The sequence below is a fragment of the Streptomyces sp. NPDC091972 genome (assembly GCF_044756385.1).
In the GTDB taxonomy this organism is placed as follows: domain Bacteria; phylum Actinomycetota; class Actinomycetes; order Streptomycetales; family Streptomycetaceae; genus Streptomyces.
In genome coordinates, this window is sequence record NZ_JBIVSV010000005.1 from 156,194 (window position 1) to 171,025 (window position 14,832).

The window sequence follows — 14,832 nt, forward strand, 5'->3', positions numbered from 1 at the left end:
TGGGAATCCGTTTCGAAGGGGGCCCTGTGCACAACTCGCTGTCCGGCGCCCGACTGCCCCTCGTCACGACTTGACCCCGAGAGGCACCTACTGTCAGTGGGGTGCGTCAGACTGTTCCCCGGTGTCCTTCCGTCACACGGGCCGACGACGCCGAGACAGACGACGAAGCCAGGCAGGCCGAGCAGCGCCGGCAACAGCAGGAGGCGGCAACAGTGAAGATCCGGGTGGAACGCGACGTACTCGCGGAGGCAGTGGCCTGGGCGGCGCGCAGCCTCCCGGCCCGTCCGCCGGCGCCTGTCCTCGCCGGCCTTCTCCTGAAGGCCGAGGAAGGCCAGCTCAGCCTGTCCAGCTTCGACTACGAGGTCTCCGCGCGGGTGTCCGTCGAGGCCGAGGTCGAGGAGGAGGGCACGGTCCTCGTCTCCGGCCGCCTGCTCGCCGACATCTGCCGCGCCCTGCCCAACCGGCCGGTGGAGATTTCCACAGACGGTGTACGGGCGACGGTGGTCTGCGGTTCCTCGCGGTTCACACTCCACACCCTGCCTGTGGAGGAGTACCCGGCGCTGCCGCAGATGCCGAGCGCCACCGGCACCGTCCCCGGTGAGGTCTTCGCCTCCGCCGCCGCCCAGGTGGCCATCGCCGCGGGCCGCGACGACACGCTCCCCGTGCTGACCGGTGTGCGCATCGAGATCGAGGGCGACACCGTCACCCTGGCGTCCACCGACCGCTACCGCTTCGCGGTCCGCGAGTTCCTGTGGAAGCCGGAGAACCCCGAGGCGTCCGCGGTGGCCCTGGTGCCCGCCAAGACGCTCCTGGACACCGCCAAGGCGCTCACGAGCGGCGACAGCGTGATCCTGGCGCTGTCCGGCTCCGGTGCGGGCGAGGGTCTGATCGGTTTCGAGGGCGCGGGCCGCCGTACGACCACGCGTCTGCTCGAGGGCGACCTGCCGAAGTACCGCACGCTGTTCCCGACGGAGTTCAACTCCGTCGCCGTGATCGAGACCGCCCCCTTCGTGGAGGCCGTGAAGCGTGTGGCCCTGGTCGCCGAGCGCAACACCCCGGTGCGGCTCAGCTTCGAGCAGGGCGTGCTGATCCTGGAGGCCGGCTCCAGCGACGACGCACAGGCTGTGGAAAGGGTCGACGCCCAGCTGGAGGGCGACGACATCTCGATCGCCTTTAACCCGACCTTCCTGCTGGACGGCCTGAGCGCGATCGACTCCCCGGTGGCCCAGCTGTCGTTCACGACGTCCACCAAGCCCGCGCTGCTGAGCGGCAAGCCGGCGCTGGACGCCGAGGCGGACGAGGCCTACAAGTACCTGATCATGCCGGTCCGGCTGAGCGGCTGAGCCAAAGCCCCAGGTGAGGGCATACGTTTGAGCGCGTATGCCCACAGGTGTGCGTGAGCGTCCGGGTTTAGGCTCGTACGTGGGTACGAAGGTGCCACTCACGCCACAGCAACCTAAGGAACAACTGATGGAGCTCGGTCTCGTCGGCCTCGGCAAGATGGGCGGCAACATGCGCGAGCGGATCCGCCGCGCAGGCCACACCGTGATCGGATACGACCGCAACCCGGACCTCGCCGATGTCCACAGCCTCAGGGAGCTTGTGGACGCGTTGCAGGGTCCGCGGGTCGTGTGGGTGATGGTCCCGGCCGGTGCGCCGACCCAGGCGACCATCGACGAGCTGGCCGAGCTCCTGGAGCCCGGTGACGTCGTGGTGGACGGCGGCAACTCCCGCTGGACGGACGACGAGAAGCACGCCGAGGAGCTGGCCGCCAAGGGCATCGGCTTCGTCGACTGCGGCGTCTCCGGCGGTGTGTGGGGCCTGGAGAACGGCTATGCACTGATGTACGGCGGCGACGCGGAGAACGTCGCCAAGGTGCAGCCGGTCTTCGACGCCCTCAAGCCCGAGGGCGACGCGGGCTCGGTGCACGCCGGCAAGGTCGGCGCGGGCCACTTCGCGAAGATGGTCCACAACGGCATCGAGTACGCGATGATGCAGGCCTACGCGGAGGGCTGGGAGCTCCTGGAGAAGGTCGACTCCGTGACCGACGTCCGGGAGGTCTTCCGCTCCTGGCAGGAGGGCACCGTCATCCGTTCCTGGCTGCTCGACCTCGCGGTCAACGCCCTCGACGAGGACGAGCACCTGGACAAGCTGCGCGGCTTCGCACAGGACTCCGGCGAGGGCCGGTGGACCGTGGAGGCCGCCATCGACAACGCGGTGCCGCTGCCGGCGATCACCGCGTCCCTGTTCGCGCGGTTCTCGTCCCGCCAGGACGACTCGCCGCAGATGAAGATGATCGCGGCGCTGCGCAACCAGTTCGGCGGCCACGCGGTCGAGACGAAGTAGTCCACAGGACTGTGCGAACAGTCCACAAGCTGGGGGAGGTCGGCGACCGACCATGCACGTCACGCATCTGTCGCTGGCCGACTTCCGCTCGTACGCCCGGGTCGAAGTGCCGCTCGACCCGGGCGTCACCGCGTTCGTGGGCCCCAACGGGCAGGGCAAGACGAACCTGGTCGAGGCGATCGGCTACCTCGCCACCCTCGGCAGTCACCGGGTCGCCTCCGACGCCCCCCTGGTCCGTATGGGCGCCGACCGCGCGATCGTCCGGGCGCAGGTCCGGCAGGGCGAGCGGCAGCAGCTGGTCGAGCTGGAGCTGAACCCCGGCAAAGCGAACCGGGCCCGCATCAACAGGTCCTCGCAGGTCAGGCCCCGTGACGTACTCGGGATCGTGCGCACCGTGCTGTTCGCGCCGGAAGACCTCGCCTTGGTGAAGGGCGACCCGGGCGAGCGGCGCCGTTTCCTGGACGAGCTGATCACCGCGCGCTCCCCGCGCATGGCCGGCGTCCGCTCGGACTACGAGCGCGTCCTCAAGCAGCGCAACACCCTGCTGAAGTCGGCCGCCCTGGCGAGGCGGCACGGCGGCCGCTCGATGGACCTGTCCACCCTCGACGTGTGGGACCAGCACCTCGCGCGTGTGGGCGCCGAGTTGCTCGCCCAGCGCCTCGACCTGATCGCGGCTCTCCAGCCGCTGGCCGACAAGGCGTACGAGCAGCTGGCGCCCGGCGGCGGTCCGGTCGCGCTGGAGTACAAGCCGTCCGCGCCGGGCGAGGCACACACGCGTGAAGCCCTCTACGAGCAGTTGACGGCGGCCCTCGCCGAGGCGCGCAAGCAGGAGATCGAGCGGGGCGTGACCCTCGTGGGGCCGCACCGGGACGATCTGCTGCTCAAGCTCGGTCCGCTGCCCGCCAAGGGATACGCCTCGCACGGCGAGTCCTGGTCGTACGCGCTGGCGCTGCGCCTCGCGTCGTACGACCTGCTCAGGGCCGAGGGGAACGAACCGGTGCTGATCCTGGACGACGTGTTCGCCGAGCTGGACACCCGCCGCCGTGAGCGCCTGGCCGAGCTGGTCGCGCCCGGTGAGCAGGTCCTGGTGACGGCGGCGGTCGACGACGACGTGCCGCACGTGCTGTCGGGGACGCGGTACGCCGTGGCCGAGGGGACGGTGGAGCGCGTATGACCGACGAACGGCCTCCCGCGGAGAACTCCGGGACCCCCAGGCCCGCCGCCGAACCCTCCGGCGTCGACCTCGCGCGCGTGGCGCTGAGGGCGGCCAAGGAACAGGCACGCGCGCGTGGGGACGCGGCGCAGCAGAAGCGGCAGGCGCGCCGGGGTGGGGGCCTGCGCTCCGGGGCGCATGCCGACGGGCGCGACCCCATGGCCTTCGGTGCCGCCATCAACCGTCTGATCACCGAGCGGGGGTGGGAGGCGCCGGCCGCCGTGGGCGGGGTCATGGGGCGCTGGCCGCAGATCGTCGGCGAGAAGCTGGCCGACCACTGCACGCCCCAGAGGTACGACGAGGACGAGCGCGTCCTGATCGTGCAGTGCGAGTCGCCGGTCTGGGCGACCGAGGTGCGCCGCCTCGCCCCGAGCCTGGTCGCCCGCCTCAACGAGGACCTGGGCCATGGCACGGTGCGGCAGATCAGGGTCCTCGGGCCCGGCGGTCCGCCCCGCAACTACGGCCCCCTGAGGGCCCCGGGCAGCAGCAGGCCCGGCGACAGCTACAGGTGACTTACGTCACGTGGCCCGGGCGTGACCGGTGCCGTCGCGGCACTGCACGCGGTTGCGAATTCCGACCTGACTGCCAAGTAGCCAAGGGTAGACAGCCCGAAGCGCTGAGTGCCGCTGTGAGCCTCTTGGAGCCCCGCTCCGTATATGGGGACCCGGAAGACGCCGGTTCAGGGCGGCACATGCGGACTCAGGTACCGGCAAACCCCCATCACTGTCGGCGCTACCGGTAGACTGGAAGCCAATCCCGCCCCGACCGTGGGGACCGCCCGGGAGAAGCTGAGCAACGCTGATCAAGGCTTACCAACGCAACATGCCGCAGCCGCTCCGGCAACCCGCCGACGAGCCCGGCTCGTGCTGTGCCAGAAAGGGCGCTTCGTGGCCGATTCCGGCAACCCCAACGAGAACATTCCGTCCACCGACGCCGAGGCGACCTCGTCGAACGGCGAGGTAACCGCCTCGTACGACGCCAGCGCCATCACCGTCCTCGAGGGTCTGGACGCGGTCCGCAAGCGACCGGGCATGTACATCGGCTCGACCGGCGAGCGCGGCCTGCACCACCTGGTGCAGGAAGTCGTCGACAACTCCGTCGACGAGGCACTGGCCGGGTACGCGGACACCATCGACGTGACGATCCTCGCCGACGGCGGCGTGCGCGTGGTCGACAACGGCCGCGGTATCCCGGTGGGCATCGTCCCCTCCGAGGGCAAGCCGGCCGTCGAGGTCGTGCTGACCGTGCTGCACGCGGGCGGCAAGTTCGGTGGCGGCGGCTACGCGGTCTCCGGCGGTCTGCACGGCGTGGGCGTCTCCGTGGTGAACGCCCTGTCGACCAAGGTCGCCGTCGAGATCAAGACCGACGGCTACCGCTGGACGCAGGACTACAAGCTGGGCGTGCCGACGGCCCCGCTGGCCCAGCACGAGGCCACGGACGAGCACGGCACCACGGTCACCTTCTGGGCCGACCCGGACATCTTCGAGACCACGGAGTACTCCTTCGAGACGCTCTCGCGGCGCTTCCAGGAGATGGCGTTCCTCAACAAGGGTCTGCGGATCAACCTCACCGACGAGCGCGAGTCGGCGAAGGCCACCGCCGGCGCGGACGAGGCGGGCGAGGACGAGAAGCACGAGGTCAAGAGCGTCTCGTACCACTACGAGGGCGGCATCGTCGACTTCGTGAAGTACCTCAACTCCCGCAAGGGAGAGGTCGTGCACCCCACGGTGATCGACCTGGAGGCCGAGGACAAGGACAAGAACCTCTCCCTCGAACTCGCGATGCAGTGGAACGGCGGTTACAGCGAGGGCGTGTACTCCTTCGCCAACATCATCCACACGCACGAGGGCGGCACGCACGAAGAGGGCTTCCGCTCGGCGCTCACCTCGCTGATCAACAAGTACGCGCGCGACAAGAAGCTGCTGCGCGAGAAGGACGACAACCTCACGGGTGACGACATCCGCGAGGGTCTGACCGCGATCATCTCGGTGAAGCTCAGCGAGCCGCAGTTCGAGGGCCAGACCAAGACCAAGCTGGGCAACACCGAGGTGAAGACCTTCGTCCAGAGGGTCGTCTACGAGCACCTCACCGACTGGCTGGACCGCAACCCCGTCGAGGCCGCGGACATCATCCGCAAGTCCATCCAGGCGGCCACCGCGCGCGTGGCGGCCCGCAAGGCCCGCGACCTGACCCGCCGCAAGGGCCTCCTGGAGACCGCGTCCCTGCCGGGCAAGCTCTCCGACTGCCAGTCGAACGACCCCACCAAGTGTGAGATCTTCATCGTCGAGGGTGACTCCGCCGGCGGCTCGGCCAAGTCCGGCCGCAACCCCGAGTACCAGGCGATCCTCCCGATCCGCGGCAAGATCCTGAACGTCGAGAAGGCGCGGATCGACAAGATCCTTCAGAACCAGGAGATCCAGGCGCTGATCTCGGCCTTCGGCACCGGGGTCCACGAGGACTTCGACATCGAGAAGCTGCGCTATCACAAGATCATCCTGATGGCGGACGCCGACGTCGACGGCCAGCACATCTCCACCCTGCTGCTGACCTTCCTGTTCCGCTTCATGCGGCCGCTGGTCGAGGCCGGGCACGTGTACCTCTCCCGCCCGCCGCTCTACAAGATCAAGTGGGGCCGGGACGACATCGAGTACGCCTACTCCGACCGCGAGCGCGACGCGCTGATCGAGATGGGCCGCCAGCGCGGCAAGCGCATCCGCGAGGACTCCATCCAGCGCTTCAAGGGCCTCGGCGAGATGAACGCCGAGGAGCTGCGCGTGACCACCATGGACCAGGAGCACCGCGTCCTCGGCCAGGTCACCCTCGACGACGCCGCCCAGGCCGACGACCTGTTCTCCGTCCTGATGGGCGAGGACGTCGAGGCCCGACGCCAGTTCATCCAGCGCAACGCCAAGGACGTCCGCTTCCTCGACATCTGAGTCGGTCTCAGCCTGACCGCACCAGGAAGGATCTTCACCAGCAATGGCCGACGAGAACACTCCCGTCACCCCTGAAGAGGGCGGCGAAGTCGCGATGCGTGTCGAGCCCGTCGGGCTCGAGACTGAGATGCAGCGTTCGTACCTGGACTACGCGATGTCCGTCATCGTGTCCCGCGCGCTGCCGGACGTCCGGGACGGTCTCAAGCCCGTCCACCGGCGCGTCCTGTACGCCATGTACGACGGCGGCTACCGCCCCGAGCGCGGCTTCTACAAGTGCGCGCGCGTGGTCGGCGACGTCATGGGCAACTACCACCCGCACGGCGACTCCTCGATCTACGACGCCCTGGTGCGCCTCGCCCAGCCGTGGTCGATGCGGATGCCGCTGGTGGACTCCAACGGCAACTTCGGCTCCCCGGGCAACGACCCGGCGGCGGCCATGCGGTACACCGAGTGCAAGATGGCGCCGCTGTCCATGGAGATGGTCCGGGACATCGACGAGGAGACCGTCGACTTCACGGACAACTACGACGGCCGCTCCCAGGAGCCGACCGTCCTGCCGGCCCGCTTCCCGAACCTGCTGATCAACGGCTCCGCCGGTATCGCGGTCGGCATGGCGACCAACATCCCGCCGCACAACCTGCGCGAGGTCGCGGCCGGCGCCCAGTGGTACCTGGAGAACCCGGAGGCCTCGCACGAGGAGCTCCTGGACGCGCTCATGGAGCGCATCAAGGGCCCCGACTTCCCGACCGGCGCCCTCGTCGTCGGCCGCAAGGGCATCGAGGAGGCGTACCGCACCGGGCGCGGCTCGATCACCATGCGCGCGGTCGTCGAGGTCGAGGAGATCCAGAACCGCCAGTGCCTGGTGGTCACGGAACTGCCGTACCAGACCAACCCCGACAACCTCGCGCAGAAGATCGCCGACCTGGTGAAGGACGGCAAGGTCGGCGGCATCGCGGACGTCCGCGACGAGACGTCGTCGCGCACGGGTCAGCGGCTCGTGATCGTCCTCAAGCGTGACGCGGTCGCCAAGGTCGTCCTGAACAACCTCTACAAGCACACGGACCTGCAGTCGAACTTCGGCGCCAACATGCTGGCCCTCGTCGACGGCGTCCCGCGCACGCTGTCCCTGGACGCGTTCATCCGGCACTGGGTGGCGCACCAGATCGAGGTCATCGTCCGCCGTACGAAGTTCCGGCTGCGCAAGGCCGAGGAGCGGGCCCACATCCTGCGCGGCCTGCTCAAGGCCCTGGACGCCATCGACGAGGTCATCGCGCTCATCCGGCGCAGCGACACCGTCGAGATCGCGCGCGGGGGCCTGATGGAGCTCCTGGAGATCGACGAGATCCAGGCCAACGCCATCCTCGAGATGCAGTTGCGCCGGCTCGCCGCCCTGGAGCGCCAGAAGATCATCCAGGAGCACGACGAACTCCAGGCGAAGATCACCGAGTACAACGAGATCCTCGCCTCGCCGGTCCGCCAGCGCGGCATCGTCAGCGCCGAACTCGCCGCGATCGTCGAGAAGTACGGCGACGACCGCAAGACCATGCTGGTGCCCTACGACGGTGACATGTCCATCGAGGACCTCATCGCCGAGGAGGACATCGTCGTCACGGTCACGCGCGGCGGTTACGTCAAGCGCACCAAGACCGTCGACTACCGCGCCCAGAAGCGCGGCGGCAAGGGCGTACGGGGCACGAAGCTGAAGGAAGACGACATCGTCGACCACTTCTTCGTCTCCACCACGCACCACTGGCTGCTGTTCTTCACCAACAAGGGCCGCGTCTACCGCGCCAAGGCCTACGAGTTGCCGGACGCCGGCCGTGACGCCCGTGGCCAGCACGTCGCCAACCTGCTGGCCTTCCAGCCGGACGAGTCGATCGCCGAGATCCTCGCGATCCGCGACTACGACGCGGCGCCCTACCTGGTGCTCGCCACGAAGGCGGGTCTGGTCAAGAAGACATCACTGAAGGATTACGACTCTCCGCGTTCCGGTGGTGTCATCGCCATCAATCTGCGGGAGCGCGAGGACGGTTCCGACGACGAACTGATCGGCGCCGAACTCGTATCGGCCGACAGTGATCTGCTTCTGATCAGCAAGAAGGCGCAGTCGATCAGGTTCACCGCCTCGGACGACACGCTGCGTCCCATGGGCCGCGCCACCTCGGGCGTCAAGGGCATGAGCTTCCGCGAGGGCGACGAGCTGCTCTCGATGAATGTTGTTCGACCCGGTACGTTCGTGTTCACTGCTACGGACGGCGGGTACGCGAAGCGGACCGCCGTCGACGAGTACCGCGTCCAGGGTCGCGGCGGCCTCGGCATCAAGGCTGCCAAGATCGTGGAGGACCGCGGATCACTCGTCGGGGCGCTGGTGGTCGAGGAGACCGACGAGATCCTCGCCATCACCCTGTCCGGCGGTGTGATTCGTACGCGAGTCAGCGGAGTCAGGGAGACGGGCCGTGACACCATGGGCGTCCAACTGATCAACCTGGGCAAGCGCGATGCCGTGGTCGGCATCGCACGTAACGCCGAGGCGGGACGTGAGGCGGAGGAGGTCGACGGCGATGTGGCCGACGACGAGACCGCCGAGGGTGTCGCCGAGACCATCGGCACGGACGAGGGTGAGTCGCCCTCGGCCGAGTAGCACGAGGAGTGAGTCATCGTGAGCGGAGCCACGGGCGCCGGATCGACCGGAACCTCTAGGGGGTCCTCCCCCGGCACGGAGGCGGACGGCGGCGGCCGTGGCTCTGCCGCGCGTGCGACGGACCCACGGACCACGGACGCGCGGGCGGTCGATGCGCGGGCGGCGGAACCGCACCCGACAGATACGCACACGACTCAACTCAAGGCGATCAAGCCGCCGGCGACGGAGTCGCGCTCGCCCGAGACTCGTGGATCCCAGGGGGGACCTGTGACGGACACCCAGCCGCCGGCCCAGCCGACGGTGCCCGGGGCACCGCCGAAGGCAGGGGCCCAGCCTCAGCCCTCACCTTCCCCGCTGCCGGGGGAACGGCAGCCGCAGCAGCCGGCCGGGCCCTACCACCCGCCGCAGGCCTACCCGACCCAGGGCGCACCGGCCGGTGCCGTACGCCGCCCGCGCACCGGTGCGCGCACCATGCCCCGGACCCGCAAGGCACGTCTGCGGGTGGCCAAGGCGGACCCGTGGTCGGTCATGAAGGTCAGCTTCCTGCTCTCCATCGCGCTCGGCATCTGCACCATCGTCGCGGCCGCCGTGCTGTGGATGGTCATGGACGCGATGGGCGTCTTCTCGACGGTCGGCGGGACCATCTCCGAGGCGACCGGCTCGAACGAGTCGAACGGCTTCGACCTCCAGGCGTTCCTCTCCCTGCCGAACGTCCTGATGTTCACGACGATCATCGCGGTCATCGACGTCGTCCTCGCGACGGCGCTCGCGACCCTCGGCGCGTTCATCTACAACCTCTCCGCGGGCTTCGTCGGCGGCGTCGAGCTGACGCTGGCCGAGGACGAGTAACGCCGCCGCGAACCCGCGTGGGCGGTCCCCGGGGAACCGATTTTGGGACTGCCCACGTCGTGCGCTAATCTTCAGGAGTCAGCGCGCGGGACACACTCCGCAGAGCGCGGCGGGGCTATAGCTCAGTTGGTTAGAGCGCATCCCTGATAAGGATGAGGCCACAGGTTCAAATCCTGTTAGCCCCACCAGCACGAAGACCCCCAGTCGATATGACTGGGGGTTTTTGTCATCCACGAGCGACATCGGTCCTCGGTGCCGTGTCGGTCGGTCGGCCTTCCTTCAGCGCTGCAATCGCCTGTTTTCCGGAGTCCTCGGGTGCCTAGACTCCCCGGATGACCTTGGAATGGGAACAGGTAATCGTTCACTCGGTGGATCCGGCGGCCCTGGGGCAGTGGTGGGCCGAGGCTCTCGGCTGGGTCGTGGTGTACTCCTCCGACGACGAGTTCGAGATCCGTCCGGAGCCGGATCGCATGCCCGGGCTGGACTTCGTCAGGACCGAGGAGAGCAAGAAAGTCAAAAGTCGGCTGCATCTCGACTTCCGGCCCGATGACCAGGCCGCCGAGGTGGCTCGCCTTGAGGCTCATGGCGCGAGGCGCGTCGACATCGGCCAGGGTGACCAGTCGTGGGTGGTCATGGCCGACCCCGAAGGCAACGAGTTCTGCGTCCTGGGCCAACTGCGTCAGTGAGAAACCGTGAGGGGCACGGGGGGCCGGCGGACACGGATGGCGCGTCCCTCGTGTGCGGTGCCCTCCGGAGCACGTCCTCGCGGTGTGGTGCTCGGCTCTGCGGTGCGGTGTGCGACGTCGTCACTTCTTCAGCGCTTCTTCGGTACGTCTTTACTGCGGCTGCGGCTGCGGCTGCGGCTCTGGCTGCCGCTGTGGGTCCGGCTGTGCTTGTACCTGCGGTGCTTGTACCCGCTGTTGTGGTGCGTCCTGCGTGCGTCTTCGGTACGTCAGTGGTGCTTCAGCGGTACTTCTGCGGTGTTTCGCGGGTGGTGCCGTGGCGTCAGGCGCAACCCGGGCCGGCGGGGCCGGCCGTTCCGGCCGGTTCTGCTGTGTCCTGCGGGTCCGTGCCCTGGTCCGTGTCCGGGGCCGCGGCCGTGTCCGTGTCGCCGAGGGAGCGGGGGCGGCAGCTGGGAGTCTTGCCGTGGGCCTCGGCCCGGATCCGCTGCTTCATCGTGGGTGGCAGCGACCTGACGTAGGACCAGAGACCGTGGGACGCCGCCGGGGGCTCCGGGTGAGCGGCGGCGCTGTTGCGGGCCGGCTGGGTCTGCGGTACGGCAGCGGCGGCGGTCGTCGTGATCAGTCCGAGCGCCGTGAACAGCGCGAGGACGGCGGTGATGACGGCGGTCCACAGCTTCATGACCTTGTTCCGGGCCATGGTCCCTCACTTTCGGGTTGGGCGATTTGCGTACTTTCCTCATGATGTGTATGGGCGGCGCGAAATCACGGACCTGAGCCTGTGGCGCGTCGATCTTCAGATGAACACCACACGGATGGACGCATGAAGGGCGAAAAAGTGGAGAAACGGGGCGACGGAGCCTGACGGGATCGCCTGCGAAGGCGGTGATCATCCATGTGATCACCCTCTGATCGGAGGTCCCTGCTCCGCTTCTATCGGGGTGTTCCCGACGGGAGTTGAGGGCCCGGACACAGGTCACCGATCGGTATCGGCCGGTGTGTATAGTCGGGCGCCAGAGGTCCCCTACGTCAAGGAAAGACGAGGTCGCGCGGTGAAGAAGCTTCTCCTGGTCGCACTGGCCGCCATCGGCGGGCTCCTCGTGTACCGCCAGATCCAGGCGGATCGCGCCGAGCAGGATCTGTGGACGGAGGCGACTGACTCCGTGCCCACGGGTTCGTGAGTACCGAGATCCGATTCTGAACAGACCCCGGCCGTTGTTGCGGTCGGGGTTTTGTGTTGCCCGGGGTCCGGTCCGGTGGTGTCGGCACCAGGGTTTCGGACGGTCGTACGGATTCCCGGGTGGTCGGCGGCCCGGCGGGGCAGGATGGGCCACGGCCGCCCGGCCTGGCGGCCGTGGTCGCGATCGCGGCCGTGGCCGTGGTCATGGCTGTGGACATGGCCGTGGTCGACGGTCATCCGAGGACGGGTCGTAGGAGCGCGGAGGGGTGGCGCGGGATGGGGCGGCGTACGGCGTGGTGGCGGGTGGCCGTCGCGGGGAGCGTGTTGGGGGCCGTGATCGGCGCACCGGGTTCACAGGGCATCGCCGCCTCCCCTTCCCCCTCCGCCTCTCCCTCCCCTTCTCGTTCTACGGTGTCCTCGTACGCCTTCGCCTCAGACGCCCTGTCGGTCACCGGGGCGACGGACCCCGCGGACGCCGAGCGTCTCGAACCCGGCACCACGTACCGCAGTTCGCTGCCGAGTGACGGCGAGGTCTACTACCGCCTCGAACTCGACGGCACCTCGACCGTGTACGTCGCCGCGACGGCCGTACCTCCGACGGACGCCGTGGTGACCCCCACGGAAGGCGTCAGGGTGTCCCTGCAGGACGCCGAGGGCCGTTCCTGCTCGGCGGCGGACACCGCCGGCATCGGCGCCGGCCGCAGCCCGCGTCCGCTCACCGTGTGGGGCGCGCGCGAGCTCCCGTCGAGCCGGTCGCTGTGCCGCAGCGCCGGTACGTACTACGTCGTCGTCGAGCGGGTACTGCGCACCGAGTCCACGCCGGGAGACTGGGACCTGGAACTCGCGCCCGTGCTGGAACCACGGTTGCGGAAGGCGGATGCGACCCGGGCGCCCGAGTCCTGGGACTCGGCCACGCCCTCGCCGCCCGGCGGTGAGGCGGTACGACTGCGGGGCGGCGGGGGCTTCGACTCCGCGACCGCGCTGGAACAGGGGGTCTGGCGCGACGACGTACGGCCCGGGCAGACCCTGTTCTACGAGGTGCCGGTCGCCTGGGGGCAGCAGGTGTACGCCACGGCCGATCTCAGCGGTGCGCGCGGTGGCGGGGCGGGCGGGGGGTTCGTGCCGGGGGGCGTGAACCTGGCGCTGTACAACCCCGTGCGCGGACTCGTCGACGACACGAGCATCAGTTACAACGGCAGCCGGAAGTCGGGTGCGCTCGCCGCGCTGCCGCCGGTCGGCTACGAGAACCGGTACGCCGTTTCCGACCGGGTGGGCGGGATGCGGTTCGCCGGGTCCTACTTCCTGGTCGTGCATCTCGCGGCGCGGGTGGGCGAGAAGTTCGGGGACGGGCCGTTCGGGCTGACGCTGCGTGTGCGGGTGACGGGGGAGGCGGCGGCCGGGCCCGGTTATGCGGGGCAGTCCGAGCCTGCCGGGATCTTCCAGACGGGGGCCCTCGGGAGAGGTGGCTCGGGAGCGGTGGGGGATGCGGGTTCGAGCGGTGCCGGTGCCGGTGCCGGGATGAAGCTCGTGGCGGTCGGGGGGATCGGGGCGGGGACGTTGGTTCTGGTGGTTCTCGGGGTGTGGGCCGTGGTGGGGCGGCGGCGGGCTGCGGGGGTGTAGGGCTGCGGGGTGTAGGGCGGTGCCGGGCCTCGGGAGGGGACGGTTCGGCTTCGTCGGCACGGGTCGCCCAGGGGCCGGTCTGCGCTGTCGGGTGCCGGGTTCTCAGATCTGGGTGAGCGCCCAGAACCCCACGGCGTAGCAGGCCAGGGCCAGGAGCAGGAGAGGGATCGCCACCTTCGCGGGTGGGCCGCTTCGGCGTGCCCGCGAAAGTGAGGGAGCGGGAGTGGGAACCTGCGGGCTCTGAGCGGTGTACGAAGCAGTAGAGGTGTCAGCGGGGAGCTGATGCGGGGCCGCGTCGGAGTGGGGGGAGGGCAGGAAGTGAGTGGGGGGTGTGGGGTCATGGGGGGAGACGTAGGCGGGGTACGCCGGTGGGGCGGCAGGCCGGTGCGGGTGTGCGTGGGCCTGTTGGTGAGGGTGCTGCTCAGGTGGAGCGGACTCCGGAGACTGGAACGGGTTGGGGGGAGTCGGCCAGGGGGTGCCGTGGCCCGTCATGGGGGAGGGCGCCTCGGTGCCCGGGGAGGGGGAGGCCTCACGGGGCCAGGACGGCACGGCGGCCTGGCCGGGCCACCGGTTCGATGCCCCGGGCCACGACGCCGAGTTCGCCTGCGCGGGACCCTCAGCGGGTCGAGGTGGAGGGCTGCTCTCGCCAGGACGCCGGGAGACGTCGTTGTCCTTGCCTGGCCGGCTCGGCGGGGCGGGGTGGTGAGCCGGCCCGTGAGCCGCGTCTCCGTGCGGGTATGCGGAGCCGTTCGGCCCGCCGTGCCCGTAGGCGGGCCCGTTCAACCCACCTCGCTGGTAAGGCGTCTCACCGGCCTCGGGGAGCTGGGAGGGCACTCCGCCCGCCTCCCCGTGCCAGTAGGGCACCTCGCCTGGCCTCTCGGGTTGGAAGGACTGCCCGCTCCCGTCACCGGGCCAGTTGGTGGCTCCGCGTTCCTTCCTGGGCCGGGGTCCGGGGAGGGAGCCCGTCGAGTTTCCGCCGCCGTGCCAGTCGGACGCCCCGCTCGCACCCTCGGGGCGGAACGCGCCTGGCCGGTTCTCTTCGCCGGGCTGGAAGGCGCCCGGTCCGTTCTCTCCACCGGGTTGGAGGGCACCCGGCCGGTTCCCTTCGTCGGGGTGGAAGGCACCCGGCCGGTTCCCTTCATCGGGGTGGAAGGCACCCGGTCTGTCCCCTCCGCCGGGCTGAAAGGTCCCCGGCCCATCCCCTCCGCCGGGCTGAAAGGCCCCCGGCCCATCCCCTCCGCCGGGCTGAAAGGAGCCGTCGTCCGCGCCACCGGGCCGCGGCTCCACCCCGTTGCCGTCACCGAACCAGGAGGACCCCCCACCATCACCCGCCAGGGAGTCAACTCCGTTGCCCTGACCCGGCCAGG

At 69.7% G+C, this 14,832-nt stretch carries 12 protein-coding genes and 1 tRNA gene; 11 read left to right on the forward strand and 2 right to left on the reverse strand.

Features of this window, described 5'->3' with window-relative positions:
- Nucleotides 1-212 precede the first annotated feature (212 nt).
- From dnaN to ACIQJT_RS16535, 9 genes are all read left to right on the forward strand, one after another.
- Nucleotides 213-1,343 carry a DNA polymerase III subunit beta gene (gene dnaN, locus ACIQJT_RS16495; protein WP_053847949.1) on the forward strand — a complete coding sequence of 377 codons (1,131 nt, stop codon included), beginning with the start codon at nt 213-215 and terminating at the stop codon, nt 1,341-1,343.
- Between the two features lie 127 nt (nt 1,344-1,470).
- Nucleotides 1,471-2,346, forward strand: a complete 876-nt coding sequence (gene gnd, locus ACIQJT_RS16500; protein WP_402643999.1) for a phosphogluconate dehydrogenase (NAD(+)-dependent, decarboxylating) — start codon at nt 1,471-1,473, stop codon at nt 2,344-2,346.
- Nucleotides 2,347-2,398: 52 nt separating this feature from the next.
- Entirely contained in the window at nt 2,399-3,520 is a 1,122-nt protein-coding gene (recF, locus tag ACIQJT_RS16505; protein WP_053847947.1) for a DNA replication/repair protein RecF, read from the forward strand.
- Complete coding sequence (locus ACIQJT_RS16510; RefSeq protein WP_365452932.1) at nt 3,517-4,071, forward strand: DciA family protein; 555 nt, start codon at nt 3,517-3,519, stop codon at nt 4,069-4,071. Before recF ends, ACIQJT_RS16510 begins: the two co-directional genes overlap by 4 nt.
- 375 nt (nt 4,072-4,446) lie before the next feature.
- Nucleotides 4,447-6,495, forward strand: coding sequence for a DNA topoisomerase (ATP-hydrolyzing) subunit B (gene gyrB / locus ACIQJT_RS16515; RefSeq protein ID WP_179200363.1), 2,049 nt, complete (start codon nt 4,447-4,449; stop codon nt 6,493-6,495).
- A 43-nt stretch (nt 6,496-6,538) separates the two neighbouring features.
- On the forward strand, nt 6,539-9,136 hold the full coding sequence (gene gyrA, locus ACIQJT_RS16520) for a DNA gyrase subunit A (RefSeq protein WP_365452935.1): 2,598 nt from the start codon (nt 6,539-6,541) through the stop codon (nt 9,134-9,136).
- An 18-nt stretch (nt 9,137-9,154) separates the two neighbouring features.
- On the forward strand, nt 9,155-9,985 hold the full coding sequence (locus ACIQJT_RS16525; RefSeq protein WP_365452938.1) for a DUF3566 domain-containing protein: 831 nt from the start codon (nt 9,155-9,157) through the stop codon (nt 9,983-9,985).
- A gap of 111 nt (nt 9,986-10,096) precedes the next feature.
- Nucleotides 10,097-10,173: transfer RNA gene (locus tag ACIQJT_RS16530), tRNA-Ile, on the forward strand.
- A 144-nt stretch (nt 10,174-10,317) separates the two neighbouring features.
- Nucleotides 10,318-10,671, forward strand: coding sequence for a VOC family protein (locus ACIQJT_RS16535; RefSeq protein WP_402644005.1), 354 nt, complete (start codon nt 10,318-10,320; stop codon nt 10,669-10,671).
- A 319-nt stretch (nt 10,672-10,990) separates the two neighbouring features.
- Here the strand turns inward: ACIQJT_RS16535 and ACIQJT_RS16540 are convergent, their stop codons facing one another.
- Nucleotides 10,991-11,365 carry a DUF6344 domain-containing protein gene (locus tag ACIQJT_RS16540; RefSeq protein ID WP_402644008.1) on the reverse strand — a complete coding sequence of 125 codons (375 nt, stop codon included), beginning with the start codon at nt 11,363-11,365 and terminating at the stop codon, nt 10,991-10,993.
- A gap of 352 nt (nt 11,366-11,717) precedes the next feature.
- Here ACIQJT_RS16540 and ACIQJT_RS16545 point away from each other — a divergent pair, with 352 nt between their 5' ends.
- Nucleotides 11,718-11,846: a DLW-39 family protein gene (locus ACIQJT_RS16545; protein ID WP_003999697.1), complete on the forward strand. Its 129-nt coding sequence runs from the start codon at nt 11,718-11,720 to the stop codon at nt 11,844-11,846.
- A gap of 232 nt (nt 11,847-12,078) precedes the next feature.
- Here ACIQJT_RS16545 and ACIQJT_RS16550 read toward each other — a convergent pair whose 3' ends face one another.
- Nucleotides 12,079-12,207 carry a hypothetical protein gene (locus ACIQJT_RS16550; RefSeq protein WP_402644010.1) on the reverse strand — a complete coding sequence of 43 codons (129 nt, stop codon included), beginning with the start codon at nt 12,205-12,207 and terminating at the stop codon, nt 12,079-12,081.
- A 49-nt stretch (nt 12,208-12,256) separates the two neighbouring features.
- On the opposite strand from ACIQJT_RS16550, the gene ACIQJT_RS16555 reads away from it, so the two are divergent.
- Nucleotides 12,257-13,465, forward strand: a complete 1,209-nt coding sequence (locus ACIQJT_RS16555) for a hypothetical protein (RefSeq protein ID WP_402644012.1) — start codon at nt 12,257-12,259, stop codon at nt 13,463-13,465.
- Nucleotides 13,466-14,832: the final 1,367 nt, after the last annotated feature.